This window comes from Mesorhizobium sp. M0514 (assembly GCF_040321145.1).
Taxonomy (GTDB): domain Bacteria; phylum Pseudomonadota; class Alphaproteobacteria; order Rhizobiales; family Rhizobiaceae; genus Mesorhizobium.
Map to the genome: position 1 here is coordinate 95,512 of NZ_JAMYQZ010000006.1, position 19,117 is coordinate 114,628.

Below are 19,117 nucleotides of genomic sequence, written 5' to 3' on the forward strand. Positions count from 1 at the left end.
GATGGCGATACGGCCAACATGAATACGTTAGAACAAGGTCGACGCACTCCGCTTTAAGAATGTACGTCGATCAACCCAGCAAGCACCCTGATCGCAATGCCGCGTCCACCGTCATCGGGACGGCACGTGCCGGCTCATGGTTTGAAGAGCGTGACGATGAGCCAGATGCCCGGCTACTTCTTGCGCCTGCCTGGCTTCAGTGCCGCCAAAAGATTGGTGATCCTGCCCGCCTTGCGGTTGCGGATCTCGGCCTCGTTCTTGCGGCGCACCGCGGCGCGGACAAGTCTGGCGCCGAGATATCGCAACGGCTCGGGCGGCAGCGACATGCGCCGCTCGATGCCGACCAGACCGCTTTCGCTCCAGCGATCCTTTCGCTCGAGCACCAGGCTCGCCAGAATGCGTCCGGCTATCGGCGTCTGCGCGATGCCGGTGCCGTTAAATCCCATGCCGTAGAAGATATTGGGATGATCGCGCAGGTGGTCGAAGACAGGAACGTGTTCAGGCACGCAGTCGATCGGCCCCGACCAGTCATATTCGATCGCCACACCGCGCAGCGAGGGGTAGACCCGATGCAGCTCTCGCATATTGTCGCGGCCGTGCTCCGGGCTGCGGTTGAAGCTGGCGCCCAAATTTCCACTGAAGGCGACGTTGCCGCTGCCACGACCGAAGACCACCCTGCCCCCGATGGTGCGCTGGTAGTAGAGCACCTGGGCCTGGGAATCGCATATCGAGGCACCGTCGCGCCAGCCGATGCTGTCGAGCAGTTCGGGGACGGCGGCAGTGGCAATCACCTCGCTGCCGACGACATAAAGATGCCGTCGCAGTTCCGGCAGCGCCGAAAGCCAGCCGTTGGCGGCAAGCACGATTTTGTCAGCCCGTACCGCGCCATGCGCCGTGCGCACCGTGCATGTCATGCCCGGTTCGATGGCGAGGACCGGGCTGCGCTCGTGGATGATGACGCCGCGTGTCAGTGCCAGCTTGCGCAATCCGATGGCAAGTTTGGCGGGATGGACCGTGCCGGCAGTGGTCTCGACGACGCCGACATAGGAGGCCGATGAACCGGTGCGGCGTTGAATGTCCTCGGCCGTCAGCGGCCTGAAACGGTTTTCTCCAACAGCTGCCGTCAAGGCCACGGCGGTCTCCCAGGCGCCTTCCTGCGCAATGGAGCTTGCGGTCCACAGCCATCCATCCAGCCTCAGGTCCATGTCTATGGTGCCGTTTTGCTGCAGCGTCTTCAGCTCCGCGATCGATGCCACCGTGTCGGCGCACAGCAGGCGCGCTTCCTCGAGACCGACGACCGCACTGATCTGGTCGATTTCGGCGAACCATGAATGGACCTGACCGCCGTTGCGCCCCGAGGCCCCCGATCCGCACAGATCGGCTTCAAGGATCACCACCCGCGTTTGCGGCGCCAGTTCAAGGATCCGCAGCGCCGTCCACAGACCGGTATAGCCGCCACCGACGATCACCACGTCGGCGCGCTCGTCGCCTCGCAATGGCTCGGTCGCAGGGGCGGCGGCAATGTCCTGCAGCCAAAACGACCGGTCAGATGCAAGCGCGACCGCAGGCTGCCGCAAACGAATTGTAGTCACGCTTGGGCTCCCTGCGCATCGACAATGAAGCTGGCATATTTGGCTGGCAGCCAATCGGGCATCGGACGCGGTCTCTGGGGAAACCCGCCAAGATGGGTGCAGGTCTGCGCCGCCGCGATCGACGCCCTGTGCAATGCCTCCAGGGCGCCGAGGCCGCCGAAATGGAAGCCGGCGAGGAAAGTGGCAATGAAACTGTCGCCGGCGCCACACGTATCCACGACATCGACAAGCGTCGCCGGCGCATGCACGACATTCGTGCCATCGTCGAAGTAGGAGCCGCGTCGACCACAGGTCAAAACCACCTGCCTTGCGCCGGCCGCCCTGAGCGCGCCCAGCGATGGCTCGATGGGAACATCGACATCGTCCGGTCCGGACGCAAACAAAAGCGGGACACCGTCGAGCGGCAGCGCCATATGGGCGGTCGATAGATCGATGCTGAACGGCACATGGTCCGCCACCAATCGTTGAACAAGGTGCTTGTTGGCGTTGGTGCCGAGATGCACCCAGTCGGCCGCGGCGATGACCGCATAATGCGCGGGCGCCGGCATGTAGTTTTCGCCCACACCGAAGGATTCGTGCAGGAACTTCCGGTCGCCGGATTCATCGCGCAGCAAGGTGACGGCCGTATCGCCGGGACGCCGTTCGACGTCGTCCGGAGATAGGCCGGCACCTTGCAGTTCGGCAAGCACCACGTCGCCTTCGGGATCGTTCCCGACGGCGCCGAAATAGCGCGCGGACCAGCCGTTGCGCCGCCATTGCGCCGCGACATTCAAGGCATTGCCGCCCACCGTCATCAAGTTGTTGGTCAAATAGGCATCAAGGCAATTGTCCCCGACCGCGATAAGCTTCTTCGACCTCATGCCGGCACCGTTGCGCGATCGATATACGGCGCGATGGCGCCAAGGCAGCGTGTCCAGGCTTTTACCGGATCGAGCGCGTAGGAGCCGTTGCCGAACGGCTCGAAGGTGAACTTACCGGCATAGCCGAGGCGCGCGAGTTCGCTGACATAGTGGTCGAGCGGCAGCGTGCCCTCCCCCCACACCAGATGCCCGCCTGGCGTGCCGTCGACCAGATGAACATGCGCCAGCCGCGAGCCGAACAGGTCGACATAGCCGGCCACGGTGTCGCCGGCCGTGGCCATGGCGACAGTGTCGAGCACGACATCGACGTTGCCGGCGCCCACCTCATCCAGCATTTGGCGCAGGCCTGCCGCATTATTGACGAGGTTGCTCTCGAACCGCTGCAACGGCTCGAGCAGGCAGCGCACCCCGTTTGCGGCGGCGCGCCGGGCGATCTCGCCGATCGAACCGACCGCGCGGTCCCATGCCGGTTGCCGGGGTTCGCTCTCGTAGCCCCGGCCGGGCGTCAGGAAGAGATAGCGGGCGCCAAGCGCCGCGCAGATGTCGGCTGCACGCCAAAACCGCTCGATGCTGTCCTGGCGCAGTGCGGCGTCGCCGGAGGCAATGTTGATTGGATACAACACCTGCTCAGGCGTAAAGCACCAGGCCGACAGCTCGTTGTCGGCGAGTACCCGGCGAACGGATTCGACACGTGCGTCCGTGGCGTGGAACAGGTCCAGATGCTGGGCAATCCCCCACAGCTCGATCTCGCGCAGGCCAAAGCCTCGGATCGTCCTGGCGACCTCATCGAAGGGGAAGTGCTGGAAGCTGAAATTGGCTCCGATCAGCTGATGAGCAGCGAGCTGCGGCATGAAGGCTCCTTTCGGGAATTGTTATTTGCCGATGCCTTCGGCCAAGCCACGGATGAAATAGCGTTGCGCGCCAAAGAACACGATCACGATAGGCAGCGCCGAGATCGTCATGGCCGCGAACACCACGGCATAGTTGGTCCCGTGGGTTGCCATGATCGACGTCAGTCCGACCGGCAGCGTCTGCACATCCGAGCCGCTCGTGAAGATCATGGCGAAGAGATATTCGTTCCAGGCGAACAGGACGTGCAGGATGACGCAGGAAATGATGATCGGCCGGCACAGCGGCAAGGTGATGCGCCAGAAGATCTGACCCTCGCTGGCGCCATCCATCGTCGCCGCCTCGTCGATGTCTTCAGGCAGATCCAGCATGTAGGCGCGGATGAGGAAGGTGGTGAACGGCACACGGAACGCCGTGTAGAGAATGATCAGCGCCCAGTAGGTGTTGTAGAGACCGAGCGCCTGCAACATCTTCACAAGTGGAATGATCGCCACGGTGGGGCTCAGCATCAAGCCGCCCAGAACGATGACAATAACCAGCGGCTTTGCCGACATCTTGGTGCGGGTCAGGCCGAAGGCCGTCCAGGCGCTGATCAGGACGGTGCATATGGCCGAAGCGACGGTCACCAGCACCGAGACTGTCACGTAGCCACGCACGCCCTGGTTCCATGCCTGCATGTAATTGTTCCACGACCAATGGGTGGGCAGGGCGAAGGGATCGCCGAAGATCTGCGCATTGTCCTTGAAGCCGCTCAGCGCCATCCAGATCAGCGGATAGATGACGACGACACCAAGGCAGACCAGGAACGAATAGAGCAATGTCCTGGCGATGACCGACCACACATTCACGTTCCGGCTGCGACCGGCTGCGACCATCGCACTCATAGCTGCACCCGGCGGCGCTTGGTGTACCAGAGCTGTGCCGCACCTGTGAGCATGGTCAACATGAAGATGACGGCGGCGATCGCCGCGCCATAGCCGAAATTGTCCTCGATGAAGGCCTTCTGGTAGAGCCACGTGCCCAGCACCTGGCTGCTGTTGTTGGGCCCGCCTGCGGTCATCACCATAACCTCGTTGAACACCTGGAACGCGCCCGTGATGGTGACGATGATCATCAACCCCGTCATTTCCCGGGTGAGCGGAAAGGTGATGCTCCACAGGCGGCGAAGCGGACCCGCGCCGTCGATCGTTGCGGCATCGTAGAGGTCGCGCGGGATCTTCTGGATGGCAATGGCGAACAGCAGCGTCGAATAGCCAAAACCCTGCCATTGGCTCATGGCGATGATGGCATAGATGGCGGTATGCTCATTGCCGAGCCAAGGCATGACGAGCTGGCTCAGTCCAACACGGCTGAGCGCGGCATCCAGCAAGCCGATCTGCGGCTGGTAGATGAAATAAAACAGCAGGCCGGTCACCGTGATCGAGATTGCCGACGGCACGAAATAGACGGCGCGCCACAGCCGGCGCCAGCTTTCGCTTTTCAGGTCCTCGATAATGGCCGCCAGCAGGAACGCGCCGAAGACCTGGAAGATGACGGAGATGAGAGCGTAGAGGCAGTTGTTCCACAGCGCCAGCAGCACGACCGGGTCATGCAGCAGCCGGTCGTAGTTGGCGAGGCCGACATTGGTGACCTCGCCGGTGTAGATGTCCTGGTCGGTGGTGCTGACGATGAAATTGTCGACGATCGGATAATAGACGAACCAGCCGATGAGGATGAGCGCGATCGCCGCCCATCGCAACGACAACAGGTTGGCGAAGCGCGCCCGCCGGCTCTTTGGCCGTTGCGGCTTGGCGACGCCGATGTCGGTGCCGCTGTCCACTGTGTCCGAGGCCCCTGCCATGCTCGCCTGCTTTATTTGGCCGCGGATGCGGCTTTGCGCACCTCGTCCATCACTTGCTCGGGCGTCATCGAGCCGCCCGCCAGCGCCTGCAGGCTGGACAGCCAGACGGCGGCGACGCGCGGTGGGTTGGCCGTATCCAGCCAGGGCATGAGGTATGAGGCGGCGTTGATATCCTTGAGGCCATCGACCACAGCCGCGCTCATGTTCGATTCCGAGGCGCCGCCGATGGTGGCGCTCGGCTGGCCATAGGGTGGCGCAGACAGCACCTGCGCATTTTCCTTCGAGGTCACGAACTTCATGAAATCGATCGCCAGCGGGATGTTCTTCGATGCCGCATTGATCATGTAGCCCTCCGGCGCGCCCTCGATCGACTTGGCGTCACCCTTTGCGCCGGCGGGCACCGGCAGCCGGAAGAATCCGAAATCGGCGGGCTTTAACGCCGACTCCGGCGTGGCGGCCTGATCGAACTCGATGATTTCCTGGTAGTACATGGCCGACTGGGCGTTGGTGAAGGCCTGGAGAGCCGAGGCATAGGATGTGCCGTTGACGCCGGCGCCATCGGTGCAGCGCTCGACAAGCTGGCTGAACTGCTTGAGTGCTGCGACATAGCCTGGATCGCTGTATTGGGCGGTGGCCGGATCGAAGTCGCGTTCCAGCGTTGCCTGCGGCACGTTGTAGGCGAGCAGCTGGCCTGCAAAGTGGATCGCCGGCCAAGCCTCCTTGTTGCCGAAGGAGATCGGTGTCACGCCGGATTTGCGGATGGCGTCGCAGCTGGTCAGCAAGTCCTCGAAAGTGGCGGGTGCCTTGAGGCTGAGCTTGGCGAAGATCTGCTTGTTGTAGCCCATGAACTTGGCATCCTGGTAAAGCGGAATGCCATAGAACTTGCCGTTGTACTGGAACGCCTTGACGGCGGCTGGAGACAGCGACTTGCCCCACTCGGTATCGGCAGCAATGACGGGCGTGAGATCAACGGCGCGATTGCCGCGCACGAAATTGCCACCCCAGCTGCCTGTCCAGGAGAAATAGATATCGGGCAGCGAGTTGGAAGCGACCAGCGTCTTGGTCTTGCCCTTCACGCTGTCGTCGCTCTCCTGGATAAGTTCGACCTTCACATCCGGATGGAGCTTCTCATAGGCCTGTGCCAGGTTGACGAAATAGGGCGACAGCTGTTGCAGCCCGAACTTGGTCAGGACCGAAAGCGTGCCGGTGTATTCCACCTTGGCGTTTGGGTCGGCCGTGACAGCCGGCGAAGCGGCGGAACTGCCGCTTATCGACAACCCCAATGATGATACCGCGGCCACCGTGACCGCCACGACTTGCAGCGAACGTTTCATGGATAGCTCCTTCAGAGGTGAGAGGGGATCAATATTCCACGCGTTTGTAGTAGCGACGGGTGGTCAGCGGGTGGTTGCGCAGCACCTCGAGATGGGCGCTCAGCCGCTCGAGCAAGGTGGCGAGCAGAACCGGCGAGATCATGCCGCGGACCTTTGCGGAGATGCCCGGCAACTTGACCGAGGCCGCGTCCAGCGTGCGAACGCGGTCCGTGTAGCGCCTGGCGAAGTTCTCGACCCGGTCGGCCAGGGGCCGAAGGGCATCTTCGCCCTTGAACACGAAAACGCTGACGCCCGGCTCGACCAACTCGAGCGTACCGTGGAAGAAGTCGGCGGCGTGCACCGGGCGAGTGCGAATCCACTGCATCTCTTCGAGGATGCACATGCCGTAATAGTGTGCCTCCGGCCACACCGAGCCGGCGCCGGTGAAGATGTGATAGGTATCGTCCTTGATTGTCTGGGCCAGTTCTGCCGCCCTGTCCTCAAAGGCAGCCTTGGCGTCGGCAAGCAGATCCGGCAGCAGTTTGAGTTCGGCGACAGTGCCATCAAAATCATCATATTCGCCGCGCTCTTCCAGCAGGGCCAGGACGATCAGCAGCGTCTGCAGGTAGAAGGATTCCGACGAGGTGTCGTCTTCGGCGAAGTTCGTGAAATTGTGGTCAGCCTCCCGTGCGATTGGCGTATCCGAATGGCCGGTGAGCGAAATCGTGCGCACACCACGTTTTTTCAGAAAGGCCATGAGCTCGACGCCTTCCTTGGTCGTGCCCGACAAGGACGGGATGACCACCACGGCCTTGCTGTCGAGACCGGCGGGCGGATCGATCACGGCCTGCGCCGGATAGGCACCGCTCACCGGGAAGGTGGAACAGCGCTGCGCCAACTCGATCGCGGGCAAGGTTAGAAGCTGCACGCCGCCGGTGCCCATGAAAAACAGCCGCTCGACGCCATCTGCCAGCAGTGTGCGCATCAGTGAGCGAACCTCACCTGCGACGGCGACGGCCCCGCTTTGGATCTTCACGAAGCCGTCCCTATCGAAGTTCAGCATGACGTTTTCCTTGTATTTCGCATGTGACAGGCCTCTAGCCCGCCTTAGGCGTCGGTGGGCCGTCTAGCTCGTTTTTCCGATGTGAGATCGATCTCACAAGCAATAATGGGCACGCAATTTCGCCAATGGCAAGTCCTTTAGACGAAATTCTCCGAAATCGAGGGGTTTGCTCTTTAGCGCACAGCGCGCCGGGCAACCGATCCGCGTACGATCAAGCGGGTCTGAAATCGGGTACGGCGCGGTGCAACCTTTTTGCCGGCAAGCCGCTCCAGCAGATATCTGGCGGCGAGCGGTCCGATCTCGGAGATGGGTTGCGCCACGACCGTTATCTGCGGATCGGTGAACGTGGCGAGGTTGAAGTCATCGAAGCCAACCACCGACACATCATGCGGAATCGAGAGCCCCATTGAACGCAGGCCAAGAAGCGCGCCTTGCGTCATGAGGCTGTCCACCGTGAACAGTGCGGTGGGGCGATTGCGCCGGCTGAACAGGCGGATCGTGGCTTCGATGGCGTGCTCGACGGTCGAGCGCGATACGCCGATGAGCGCTTCATCGATTGCGATCCCATGCGAGTGGAGCGAGTTTTGGTAGCCAGCCAAGCGTTCCTGTGCCGTAAAGATGCGTGACTCGTCGCGCAAAAGACCGATCCGGTGGTGACCGTTGCCAACCAGATAGTCCACTGCCTCGCGTGCCCCGCCCTCGTTGTCGACGACGACGCTGTCGCATTGCAGGTCCTTTACCACGCGGTCGATGAGCACGATCGGTGCGCCTTCGCGGGCCAGTTGCACAATATGCTGGCTGTCGGTTGCAGACGTTGGGGCAAGGATGAAGCCGCGAATGCTGAGCGAGCGAAGGCTCTCAAGCAGTTCTTTCTCCTGTTCTACATTCTCCTCGCTGCTGGCAATCAGAAGATTGTGGCGGTGCTTGCGCAGTTCCACCTCTATGTCGTGCGCGATTCGGGCGAAGAACGGATTCTGGATATCGCCGGGCACGAAGCCTATGATCGGCAATTGTCCGCTGCGCAGCGCCTGCGCGACGAGGTTGGCCCGATAGCCCAGCCTTTCGGCTGCCTCAACCACGCGGAGCGCCGTCTCGTCGCCAACGTAACCATAGCTGTTGAGCGCCCGGGCGGCCGTGGCGCGCGACACCTTAGCCGCTGCGGCAACGTCCTTTAGTGTGATTCCTTTCTGGGCCACAGGTAACCGTCCTTCTTGGATCTGAACATTGCGTCAGATCATCCTCGGCTCGTCTTGCCGGCATCGTTGTGCGGCATATCGGACGATTCTCAAACTGCGAACATAGCTTTCGCAACTCCTTGCCACCTAATCGAGATACGCGCGCTGTTTGGCTATCTGGAAATTTGATCCACGAATGCACTTACATCTTGTGCAGTCAGTTCATTGCCTTGCACTGCCAGCATACGGCAATGAGTTCACGCCATGGTCCAGGCGGCCTCCCTGGCATCGATCATAACACCGGTGGAGACGACTAGCCTTGCCGCCAAACTCGTCCAGCGATTGGAGGCGAGCTTTCAAAAAGGTCGAGCCAGACGCTCAAGGCCCGCTGCACGGAGAGCCACAGGCTGGGAGACTCTGAGCAAATCGGGAATCTGAGTCGCTTGCTCTGAACCGTCGGCATCATGCTGCTAACCGGTTTTGATCCTCCGGGGCTCCGCATTGGCAATAGCGACGAAAATGCTGTCGAGCAGACCCTTGTCGCGGAAGGAACTTGCCAAGCAAGGGCACCTCGGCCAAGTACGCAAACAACGCCCGGAGACGAAGGCGCATCCGGCAGCACCCTTTTGGGGCCAGATAGAGACTCAGAAACCCAAAGCTTTCATCTTCCCGCTATTGAAACGGAGGACTCGATCGTGACGCGTGCGCCCGACCATCGCCAACGGTGGGCTCCAAACTGATCGAAACTTCTCGTCGACCTTTGCAAGGTGATTGATCATCGGGGAGACCAAAGCCGAAACACTGGGGTTGGTGTCTCCAGTGACGCTGAACGAAGCTTCAGGGAAAATCCCAAATCTGCCGATTTCCCTGGCGCTGTCATTGCAACGATCGAGACAATCAGGGAGACCGGACCGGAGGCACGAGAGGCCGCGTCCTTCCGTGGGGTCGCTCCTCCAAACCGTTTGACGCAATTTAGAGATGTTGCGTTGACCCCGCACTAGCGTCTACTGCATCTGCTAGTAGGAGCGTCACGAATGGCGAGAAAGTCTGTCCGACGCAAGTCAACGATTTATGACATCGCGGTGGCGGCAAAGTTGTCCCCGACAGCGGTTAGTCTCGTCCTCAATGGCTCGTGGCAACAGCACCGGATCAAGGCGGAAACCGCAGCGACCATCCTCGATTGGGCTGAGCGGCTTGGCTATGCTGTCAACCTCAAGGCACGAGGATTGCGGCTTTCCCGATCCGGGCTCGCTGGAATGATCTTGCCACATTACCGCAATCGCTTCTTCGCCGGATTGGCCGAAGCCTTTGAAGCGGAATCCCGCGTCCACCGCTTGTGCCCGATCGTCGTCAGCACCCATCGCAATCCTGATAACGAGTTGAGTGTGACGGAAACCCTGCTGGCCCAGCAGGTGGAATTTCTCTTCCTTGCGGGCGTTCGTGACCCCGATCCGCTGAATGATCTGTGCCGGGCAGCGGGCGTCCGGTGCATCAACATCGATCTGCCAGGCCGCCGGGCTCCCTCAGTTGTTTCTGACAACTACGGGGGCGCCAAGGCGCTCACAGAGATCATTGTTCAGAAATTGAAAGAACGAGGGGGCTCCACCGAAGATCTCTTCTTCTTTGGCGGGGTCAGCGATGATGACGCAACACGTAGCCGTTTGCTGGGTTTTCACGATGCGCTGGCAGCGCATGGGATTGTTACGGGCCCGGGCACGATTGACTGCTGCGGATACGCACCGACCAACGCTGCTCGGTCTCTCGCTGCACGATACGCTCAGCTTGGGCATCTGCCCTCAGGTATGTTCGTCAACGGCGTGACCGCTCTTGAAGGAACATTGCGGTTCACTTCGACACTAGCCTCAAGTGAGCTTGGACGGGTTGTTGTCGGAAGCTTCGACTGGGATCCATTCGCGGCGCATTTGCCCTTCGATGTGACCATGGTCCGACAGAATGTCGAGGTGATGATTGCTGAAGGATTTTCGCTTCTCGAGAATTATTCGATAGACCACTTTCCGCTGGTGACCGTACCGACCAGCTTTGGGCGAACCGGAGAGCATGACGGCGCCCAAGAAGATTGGGATTCGGCATCCAAATCGAGCATCGACCACTAGCAATTCTTTGTCACGAGACAGGTTGCAGAAGTTCAACTCCGTTCATCAGCACCTCGGATCTGGGTAGCACCGCCTCCACCCAAGGCTCGCGGGGGATCGCATGTCCTTTCTACGGGTGCAGCCTGAGTGCGAACGGGCGGATCGTTTACATCGATCGAGAAATGTTTTTAGACGCTGGTTGCGTGACCCGCCTTGCTAAATCTATTTAGCGCCTTGACCGGCCGGCATTCAAAGTCTTTTATGGCGCGTTCTGGGAGGAATGCGGCGCCGAGTGCGTCAATGCAGTCGGGCACAAAGGGGCGGGCCAAACAAAGCCGACATGGGCAATAGGCAACCCAAAAACTCGTCAATCAGGGAGGAATTAAATGTTAGCAAAAACTATACTCGCGGCAGCGTTCGGCGCGGCCCTTTCGATCGCCGCAATGGATGCTGCGCTGGCGAAGGACGTCAAGGTTGGAGTCGTCGTGAAGATCGGCGGCATTCCCTGGTTCAATGCCATGGAAACGGGAATAAAGGAAAAGTCGAAAGAGCTTGGCGACGACGGCTTCATGGTCGGGCCGACCAGCGCCGACCCGGCACTTCAGGTCCGCGCGATCGAAGACCTGATAGCTCAGGGCGTCAGCGTAATTGGCGTCGTGCCGAATGATGCAAACGTTCTCGAGCCGGTTCTAAAAAAGGCGCGCGACACGGGCATCAAGGTCATAACCCATGAATCGCCGGACCAGGTGAACGCTGATTGGGACTTCGAAATGGTCTCGGCCGTTGGTTTCGGTGAGGCCCATGCCAAACTATTTGCCGAGAAAATGGGCGGCAAAGGCAAGTACGTCGTGTACGTGGGTTCTCTTACCGTGCCCGCACACAATGCCTGGGCCGATGCTGCAATCGCCTACCTGAAGAAGAACTTTCCCGACATGCAGATGGTTGGCGACAGATATGGCGTCGCCGAGAGCGCCGATGACAGCCGAAAGACGGCTCTGGATGTGCTTGCCGCCAATCCTGACCTCGGCGGCTTCCTGACGTTCGGCAGTCAGGGACCGATCGGCGCCGGACGCGCGATCGAGGAGCAGAAGCTTGGTGACAAGGTGGTTCTTGTCGGTTCATTCTCGCCTAGCCAAGGCAGCGCAATGCTCAAGTCCGGCATTATTGACGGCGGCTACATGTGGAATCCTCTGGAAGCGGGCAAAGTATTCGTAACGATGGCTGATTTTCTGGCGGGCGGCGGTGAAATCACCGACGGCATGACGATCGAAGGTCTGGGTGTCGTTCACCCTGACTTCAAAACCGGCACCATCATCGTGGACGCTGTGCAGCCTATCACGGTCGAAACGGTCGATGGTCTTGCAGCCCTAGGGCTTTAGATGGCGGACCATGGCTGGCGTGCCGGGGTGGCAGATCAATCCCGGCACGCCCCATCCTTGTCATTTCAGAAGGGCCCGCCGTGAACCTCGTCGCGTCTACGACGCAGGACCTCCCATCGGTTCTGTCGTTTAGCAACATAAGCGTCACATTTGGTGGCGTTAGAGCCCTCCAGGATGTCGCCTTCGAGGTTCTCCCGGGTGAAGTGCAATGCATCGCCGGTGAGAACGGCAGCGGCAAGAGCACCCTGATCAAGGTAATCACCGGCGTTTGTCAGCCGCTAGCCGGCGCAAACATGTCGATCGCCGGAAAGTCTGTCGACATCATGTCGCCGGCTGCGGCGCGCAGCGCCGGGGTGGAAGTCATCTGGCAGGACCTCGCACTGTTTCCTGAAATGACAGTCGCGGAAAATATCGGGATCAGAACTGTCCTCGGCAACATGCCTCGGCTCGTCGATCATTCGCGCATTCGCGAGGTGGCGCGAGGGCTGTTGGCGCGGCTTGGCGCCGACCTCGATGTCGACGCGCCTCTGCGTAGCTTTGCAATCGCCCAACGTCAGATCGTCGCCATCGCCCGGGCGCTCGCCGGCGATGCGAAGGTTATTTTCATGGACGAGCCCACATCGTCGCTTACTCAATCGGAAACAGACCGGTTGCTCGCGATCGTTCGAACACTCTCGAATGAAGGCATGGCCATCGTCTTCGTCAGCCATCGCCTTGCAGAAGTTCTGGAGATCTCAAGTCGCGTCACCGTTCTGCGCGACGGTAAGGTCCTTGGGGTGTTCCCGACCGCCGGAATGACCCAATCACGCCTCACCGAACTAATGACCGGCAAGACTTTCGACCAAACCGTGAGCACGAGAAACCTTAGTGGATCACCCGTCGTGTTGAAGATCGACCGATTGACCCGCGCAGGCGACTATGACGACGTTTCGCTGACAATACGGCGCGGTGAAACGCTTGGCCTGACCGGGCTACTCGGCGCCGGTCGCACAGAACTCGCGCTTTCTATTTTCGGCATGCTGCGCCCAGACCGCGGCAGCATCGCACTCAACGGGACGGTTCTTCATCTGAACTCCAACCGCGACGCAATCCGCGCGGGTATTGGATATCTCTCCGAAGACCGCTTGTCCCTTGGTCTCATACAAGCTCAGTCCATCGCCGACAACGCCGTTATCCCGGTGCTCGACAAGATCCTTGATCGAGGGCTGATCTCCTCGGAGAAGAAGGACGCGCTCGTCAATCATTGGATCGAGGAATTGGCGATAAAAGTCGGGCGGCAGACCGATGCGATTTCCACGCTCTCGGGCGGCAACCAGCAAAGGGTGGCCATCGCCAAATGGCTGGCGGTCGGCCTGAAACTGATCATTCTTGATTCGCCAACCGTGGGGGTGGACGTTGGCGCGCGGGCCGGCATCTTCGAGATTGTCGCCAAGCTCGCTGCCGAAGGCCTGGCGATTCTGCTGATATCCGATGAAGTGCCGGAGGTCTATTTCAACGCCGATCGTATCCTTCATATGGCTGCGGGCAAGATAGTCGCCGAATACGATCCGCACGCCATCCCGCTCGGCGACCTGGAAGCTGCCGTCTATGCGTAACCGCGGCAAGCTCTTCCGGGCTCATCCCACCGAGACATGGCTCGTTGTGGTTCTTCTCATCATGAGCGCAGGTCTCTCCGTTGCGAGCGACAAATTCTTCACCATTGCCAATCTCTTCAATCTGCTCAACACAAGCTCGACAAATCTGATCTTCGCGGTTGGGCTGCTGGTGGTGTTGATCGCTGGGGGCATCGACATCTCCTTCGCTGTGGCCGCGTCAGTGGTTCAATACGTCGTGGCGCTGGCTCTAGCCCAAATGGGAGGTGGTGATTGGTTCATCGGCCTCACCTTGGCGGCAATTGTCGGGATCGCCCTGGGTGCGGTGAACGCCGGCCTCATCTACTATTTCCAGATCATTTCAATCGTTGTCACCATCGCCACCTTCAATATTTTTTTCGGCCTGCTGATGTTCTTCACGCACGGTGTATCGATCTACAATCTGCCTGCATGGTGGACGCATCGCACTGTGCTTTTCGAGTTCCAACAGGCGAATGGCAATTGGGCCGAGCTAACACTGCCGGTTGCGATCATGGCGGTCTGCGTCGCCGCCACCTGGGGGCTTATCCGGTATACCACCACGGGACGGCAGCTATACGCTTTTGGCGATAACCCGGAGGGCGCCCGTCGCCTCGGTATCAACATCGCGGCGATGCACTTCATTGCCTTCGGCTGGCTTGGTTTGATGGCCGGGATCGCGGGACTTGTGCAGGTGCACTATTCCCAGGAAGTCGTGCCCAACGCATTGGTGGGGCGCGAGCTGGACGTGCTGGCAGCTGTTGTCCTTGGCGGTGCCAGGCTGGGTGGCGGGCGCGGCACCGTGCTCGGTTGCATCCTTGGCGTGTTTCTTGTGTCGGTGACGCAAAACGGGCTGAACCTCCTCGGCATCTCTCCCTATGCTTTCAAGATGATCGTCGGGGCGATCATCTTGATTGCCATCACGCTGTCCAACGCGCCGCTCGGGCATATCCTCGCGGGCTTGCGGCAGAGGATGGGTACATGACGCAGCGCGTGCTCGAAACTGGAGCGCTACGGCACGGATTCTTGCGCCGTCTTGCCGGCACGTTGGGCGCCGAGAATATCGGACTTTTGCTGGCATTGATTTTGGTGATTGCATTCTTCGGATCTCTCTCGCCGCGATTCCTGTCCAAAGCTACCTTTGAATCGGTGGCCTTCCAGTTGCCTGAACTTGGACTGCTTACGCTCGCGATGTTGATGCCGATCATCTCGGGCGGCATCAATCTCGCCGTGACGTTCACGGCCAATCTCTGTGGCCTCACGCTCGCCTGGGTTCTTCAGGTCAACGGAGGACCGGACGCAAGCATCTATGCCTTTCTACTCGGTTCCGTACTTGCGGTCGGCGTTGGCACGGCAAGCGGCTTGGTCATGGGCCCGGTGATAGCCTATACCGGCGCGCACCCCATCCTCGTTTCGCTCTCGGTGATGATTTTCCTGCGCGGCCTTGGCGAGTTTCTGACCCGCGGCGCCGATATTTCGGGCTTTCCCGAATTCATCCAGCCCCTGGGCCACGGCAGCATCGTCGGCATTCCTGTCCCGCTGCTGATACTGCTCGGCGCAGTCATCGTCTGGCATGTCTTGATGACCCGAACCAGGCTTGGCTTTTCAAACTATATGGTCGGCTCCAACATCGAGGCGACGCGCTATTCCGGCATCTCGACGCGACGCGTGATCATTCTGATCTACGCGCTGTCTGGCGCCATGTGTGCGTTGGCCGGCATTATCATGATGGCACGATTCAATTCCGTCCGTGTCGGCCATGGCGAGTCCTATGTGCTGATTACGGTGCTTGCCTGCTTCCTGGGCGGGGTGAATCCGTTTGGCGGCTTCGGCAAGGTCGTTTCGGTCTTCCTAGCCCTCATCGTTTTGCAGTTGCTTTCTTCGGGACTGAATCTCTTGGGCGCCAGCCAGCACCTGGCCACAGCCATTTGGGGCATCATGCTGATCGGCGTCATGATCTTGCGGTGGGCTGCCGGGCAGCTCAATTTCATGAGGATAACACGATGAAGGGTTTTGGCGTTCATACGAGCATGTGGACGAGTGGTTGGTCCGTAGAGGGCGCCGAGCACACTGTAGCGGCGGTGAAAAAATACGATCTCGATTTCATTGAAATTTCGCTGGCCGATCCATTTTCTTGCGATGCCGATCACACCCGCAAGCTGCTGGCGGCAAATGGCATGCAGGCGGTGTGCTCGCTAGGGTTGCCCGAATATGCGTGGGCATCGCGCCACCCACAGGAGGCGATTGACTTTCTCAAGGTGGCTATCGACAAGACGGCCGACATCGGAGCCCAGGCGCTATGCGGCGTAATCTATGGCGGCATCGGCGAGCGTACTGGCGTGCCACCTACGCAGGACGAACTTGATAACATTGCGAAAGTGATGACGTCCGCCGCCGCGCAAGCCAAGTCTCGCGGCATCGAACTCGGTGTTGAAGCCGTGAACCGCTACGAGAACCACATCATCAACACCGCGGCTCAGGCGGTGGCACTAATCGAGAGAGTCGGCGCCGACAATATGTTCGTGCACCTTGATACCTATCACATGAACATAGAGGAGAAAGGTATGGGCAACGGTATTATCGTCGCCCGCGATTACCTCAAATATATCCACCTCTCCGAGTCTGATCGCGGCACCCCAGGCGAGGGCAATTGCAATTGGGATGAGACGTTCGCAACGCTGGCCGCGATCGGCTTCAAGGGCGGGCTCGCGATGGAGAGCTTCATCAACATGGATCCGCGTCTGGCGTTTGGCCTCAGCGTGTGGCGTCCGGTGGCCGAGAGTGAAGCGGTTGTAATGGGCAACGGTCTGCCGTTCTTGCGCAACAAGGCACGGCAGTACGGACTGATCGCATAAGTTACATCGCCATGCGAGATCGAAACTCGGCACATCATGAGCCGACTGCATCGACATTGCGGCGACTGCCTTCGAAGCAGGAGCCGCTCGAGAGGCAATATTGCGGCGTTTTAGATCCCGGCCTTCGGCTGCCCCCCGGGCGCAAGCAGCCAACCGGTCGGCGATCGCAACTGCCGTGAACAATCTATTTCACCGGCTCGGGCATCACAGCCTACCTTCGGCGGTTGCGAGCCGGCCCCGCATCAATTCGCGGCGCTTTCGAAACTCTGTGTATTCCTGGTCGGCCAGTACCCCGATCAGGATCACCGATCCACTCACGGCAAAGTTGAGTGAGGAGGGAATGCCTAGAAGATTGACAAGGTTATGAAGCACCTGCAGCAAGATCGTTCCAAGCACCACACCAATGATTGAGCCTTCCCCGCCCCGCAACGAGAACCCTCCAAGGACGGCGGCGGCGATCGCGTAGAGCTCGTAGAAATTGCCATGCGAGCTTGGCAGGATCGAGCGTGTGTACATTGCGAGAAAGATGGATGACAGCGCCGTCAGCCCGGCGCAGATCACATAGGCGCAGATGATAACCCGGCCGGTGCGGATTCCCGAAAACCGCGCGGCCTCTTCATTTTTGCCGACGGCGTAGAGGTATCGTCCGAAGGCGGTACGGTGCAGAACGACCAACATCACCGCCGCCAGGACAAGCAGGAAGACAAAAGAATGAGGAATGGGAATGGAGGTAGGCATTGTTGGTAAGAACCGAAACCAGATCGGTGCGACCGGTGGTGAGATATTCCAGATCCTCGAAGCGGGTTTCGTAGGGAAAGCCTGCCGTCGCATCTTGCGTGTTGCCCTGCTGCTCGCCGGCATGAAGATCGCCCGCACCATCCTGCGTCAGCCGGCCCTGCAGGCGGTGATCGCCGAGGAGCTGTCGCCGGGCGGGGCCGCCGACCTTTCCGATCAATCCATAACAGACCACATCCTCGAACATGCCAAGACGGTCTATCACCCCTGCGGCACCTGCCGGATGGGTAGCGATGACCAGGCGGTGGTCGACCCGCAATTGCGCGTGCGCGGCGTGCCGCGCCTACGCATCTGCGACGCCTCGATCATGCCGCGTCTCATCAGCGGCAACACCAACGCGCCGGTGATCATGATCGCCGACCGCTGCGCCGATTCATCCTCGGCAGCGCTTAGCGAGAAACGGTCGGCCCAGAGAAATCCAGGCTGTTTTGAGACGGTGTATCTGTCCAGCGCATGCAGCGACTTGTCGCGACCGAAGCCGGACAGCTTGACGCCGCCGGGCGGCACGGTGATGTCGGCGCCGCCATACATTGCATAAGTCCTATCAAATCGAGACTGGGACAGCGATGCCAACGCGCTGCTGTTGGCCGCCAGAAAGCTGGTGCGGATACGCCTGAGAAATTCAGGCGATGCGGGCAACTTCACCAGACGCAGCAGCTCCAGCAGCATCCATGACGGCGCCGAAGTCGCGCCCGGCTTCCAGATCATCGCTGCGCCGGCCACACGCCCGGCCACTCGGTCTACCTCGCAAACTCCGGCAAGGAACAGCGCATGATTCGGCCGACACGATGTATGTGCCAGCGCTGCTGGCGCCGCATCCGGAGTGGCAAGGCAGCTACGACCAGGACGGGCCGATGGCGATCACCAGGCGGCACAAGCTGATCGATCGCGTGATCGCCGACACATCCGGATCTCGGGCGGGGGCTCTCAGAGAGGTTCCTGCTATTGCTGCTGCAGGCCGGTGATCATGGCAATGATCTCGTTCTTATCGGTCTTCGCGGTCTCGCGAATTCCAATCTGCTTGCCACGCCTGAGAACACAGATCCGGTCGGAGAGCTTGAAGACCTGGTCGAGGCTGTGGCTGATGATCAGGATGCCGACATTGCGCTGCTTCAGAGACTGGACGATAGACTCCACCCGGGCGGTTTCGGCAACGCCCAGCGCCGCCGTCGGTTCATCCAGCAGGATCAGCTTGCTTGCCCAATGCGTGGCGCGCGCGATCGCAACGCCCTGGCGCTGGCCGCCGGAGAGATCACGAATAGTGGCGTGGGCGGAGGGGATGCGCACGTCCAGTTCCTTCACCAGTTTCTCGGTCTCGTCGATCATGCGGCGGCGGTCGAGCAGACCGAGGCGGTTCAGCGGCTCGCGGCCGAGGAACATGTTCATGTAAACCGTCTGCTGGTCGGCCAGCGCCAGGTCCTGGTAGACGACCTCGATGCCGTGCGCGCGCCCCATGGTGGCATTCGACATCGTCACCGGTTTTCCTTCGATGACGATGGTGCCGGACGAGGGCGGGTGGACGCCCGAGACGATCTTGACCAGCGTCGACTTTCCGGCGCCGTTGTCACCGACGAGTGCAACGATCTCGCCCGGGAAAACCTCGAGCGAAAAACTCTCGATCGCGGTGATGCCGCCGAAATTCTTGCGAATGTCGTGCAGCTGAAGGATGGGCGCGCTCACCGTCATGTGTTTC

General features: G+C 60.3%; 16 protein-coding genes and 2 pseudogenes. 8 read left to right on the forward strand and 10 right to left on the reverse strand.

Going from position 1 to position 19,117, the window contains the following annotated elements:
* Window positions 1-173: 173 nt before the first annotated feature.
* From NKI61_RS04700 to NKI61_RS04735, 8 genes are all read right to left on the reverse strand, one after another.
* Window positions 174-1,592 (reverse strand): NAD(P)/FAD-dependent oxidoreductase, encoded by a 1,419-nt coding sequence (locus NKI61_RS04700; RefSeq protein ID WP_352838914.1) that lies wholly within the window; start codon window positions 1,590-1,592, stop codon window positions 174-176.
* Window positions 1,589-2,452 (reverse strand): PfkB family carbohydrate kinase, encoded by an 864-nt coding sequence (locus NKI61_RS04705; protein ID WP_352538455.1) that lies wholly within the window; start codon window positions 2,450-2,452, stop codon window positions 1,589-1,591. Before NKI61_RS04705 ends, NKI61_RS04700 begins: the two co-directional genes overlap by 4 nt.
* A complete protein-coding gene (locus NKI61_RS04710) occupies window positions 2,449-3,303 on the reverse strand; it encodes a sugar phosphate isomerase/epimerase family protein (protein ID WP_023745691.1) in 855 nt (284 codons plus the stop codon). Before NKI61_RS04710 ends, NKI61_RS04705 begins: the two co-directional genes overlap by 4 nt.
* Window positions 3,304-3,324: 21 nt before the next feature.
* A complete protein-coding gene (locus tag NKI61_RS04715; RefSeq protein ID WP_352654948.1) occupies window positions 3,325-4,185 on the reverse strand; it encodes a carbohydrate ABC transporter permease in 861 nt (286 codons plus the stop codon).
* On the reverse strand, window positions 4,182-5,141 hold the full coding sequence (locus NKI61_RS04720; RefSeq protein WP_352838915.1) for a carbohydrate ABC transporter permease: 960 nt from the start codon (window positions 5,139-5,141) through the stop codon (window positions 4,182-4,184). Before NKI61_RS04720 ends, NKI61_RS04715 begins: the two co-directional genes overlap by 4 nt.
* An 11-nt stretch (window positions 5,142-5,152) precedes the next feature.
* The gene (locus NKI61_RS04725) at window positions 5,153-6,475 is read right to left on the reverse strand and encodes an ABC transporter substrate-binding protein (protein WP_023686870.1); all 1,323 of its coding nucleotides are present in this window, start codon (window positions 6,473-6,475) and stop codon (window positions 5,153-5,155) included.
* A 28-nt stretch (window positions 6,476-6,503) separates the two neighbouring features.
* Entirely contained in the window at window positions 6,504-7,517 is a 1,014-nt protein-coding gene (locus NKI61_RS04730; protein WP_352838916.1) for an SIS domain-containing protein, read from the reverse strand.
* Between the two features lie 173 nt (window positions 7,518-7,690).
* Window positions 7,691-8,713 carry a LacI family DNA-binding transcriptional regulator gene (locus tag NKI61_RS04735; protein ID WP_023686868.1) on the reverse strand — a complete coding sequence of 341 codons (1,023 nt, stop codon included), beginning with the start codon at window positions 8,711-8,713 and terminating at the stop codon, window positions 7,691-7,693.
* 1,013 nt (window positions 8,714-9,726) lie between these two features.
* On the opposite strand from NKI61_RS04735, the gene NKI61_RS04740 reads away from it, so the two are divergent.
* The 6 genes from NKI61_RS04740 to NKI61_RS04765 all read left to right on the forward strand — a co-directional run bounded on the left by NKI61_RS04740 (window position 9,727) and on the right by NKI61_RS04765 (window position 16,629).
* The gene (locus NKI61_RS04740; protein ID WP_023667744.1) at window positions 9,727-10,806 is read left to right on the forward strand and encodes a LacI family DNA-binding transcriptional regulator; all 1,080 of its coding nucleotides are present in this window, start codon (window positions 9,727-9,729) and stop codon (window positions 10,804-10,806) included.
* A gap of 365 nt (window positions 10,807-11,171) precedes the next feature.
* Complete coding sequence (locus NKI61_RS04745; protein ID WP_352838917.1) at window positions 11,172-12,164, forward strand: substrate-binding domain-containing protein; 993 nt, start codon at window positions 11,172-11,174, stop codon at window positions 12,162-12,164.
* An 80-nt stretch (window positions 12,165-12,244) separates the two neighbouring features.
* Entirely contained in the window at window positions 12,245-13,759 is a 1,515-nt protein-coding gene (locus NKI61_RS04750; protein WP_352838918.1) for a sugar ABC transporter ATP-binding protein, read from the forward strand.
* Window positions 13,752-14,759, forward strand: coding sequence for an ABC transporter permease (locus NKI61_RS04755; protein ID WP_023667741.1), 1,008 nt, complete (start codon window positions 13,752-13,754; stop codon window positions 14,757-14,759). Before NKI61_RS04750 ends, NKI61_RS04755 begins: the two co-directional genes overlap by 8 nt.
* Window positions 14,756-15,781 carry an ABC transporter permease gene (locus tag NKI61_RS04760; RefSeq protein WP_352838919.1) on the forward strand — a complete coding sequence of 342 codons (1,026 nt, stop codon included), beginning with the start codon at window positions 14,756-14,758 and terminating at the stop codon, window positions 15,779-15,781. The genes NKI61_RS04755 and NKI61_RS04760 overlap by 4 nt, the downstream gene beginning before the upstream one ends.
* Window positions 15,778-16,629 carry a sugar phosphate isomerase/epimerase family protein gene (locus NKI61_RS04765; RefSeq protein WP_023704358.1) on the forward strand — a complete coding sequence of 284 codons (852 nt, stop codon included), beginning with the start codon at window positions 15,778-15,780 and terminating at the stop codon, window positions 16,627-16,629. Before NKI61_RS04760 ends, NKI61_RS04765 begins: the two co-directional genes overlap by 4 nt.
* Before the next feature lie 204 nt (window positions 16,630-16,833).
* On the opposite strand, the gene NKI61_RS04770 is transcribed toward NKI61_RS04765, so the two are convergent.
* A complete protein-coding gene (locus tag NKI61_RS04770) occupies window positions 16,834-17,367 on the reverse strand; it encodes an ABC transporter permease (protein ID WP_502899845.1) in 534 nt (177 codons plus the stop codon).
* 121 nt (window positions 17,368-17,488) lie between these two features.
* Here NKI61_RS04770 and NKI61_RS32885 point away from each other — a divergent pair.
* Both NKI61_RS32885 and NKI61_RS04780 read left to right on the forward strand, forming a co-directional pair.
* Window positions 17,489-17,722 (forward strand): annotated as a pseudogene (locus NKI61_RS32885) (GMC oxidoreductase); the annotation flags it as partial.
* A 369-nt stretch (window positions 17,723-18,091) separates the two neighbouring features.
* A pseudogene (locus tag NKI61_RS04780) lies at window positions 18,092-18,326 on the forward strand (MBL fold metallo-hydrolase); the annotation flags it as partial.
* A gap of 40 nt (window positions 18,327-18,366) precedes the next feature.
* On the opposite strand, the gene NKI61_RS04785 reads toward NKI61_RS04780, so the two are convergent.
* Window positions 18,367-19,110 (reverse strand): ATP-binding cassette domain-containing protein, encoded by a 744-nt coding sequence (locus NKI61_RS04785; protein WP_023681808.1) that lies wholly within the window; start codon window positions 19,108-19,110, stop codon window positions 18,367-18,369.
* Window positions 19,111-19,117: the final 7 nt, after the last annotated feature.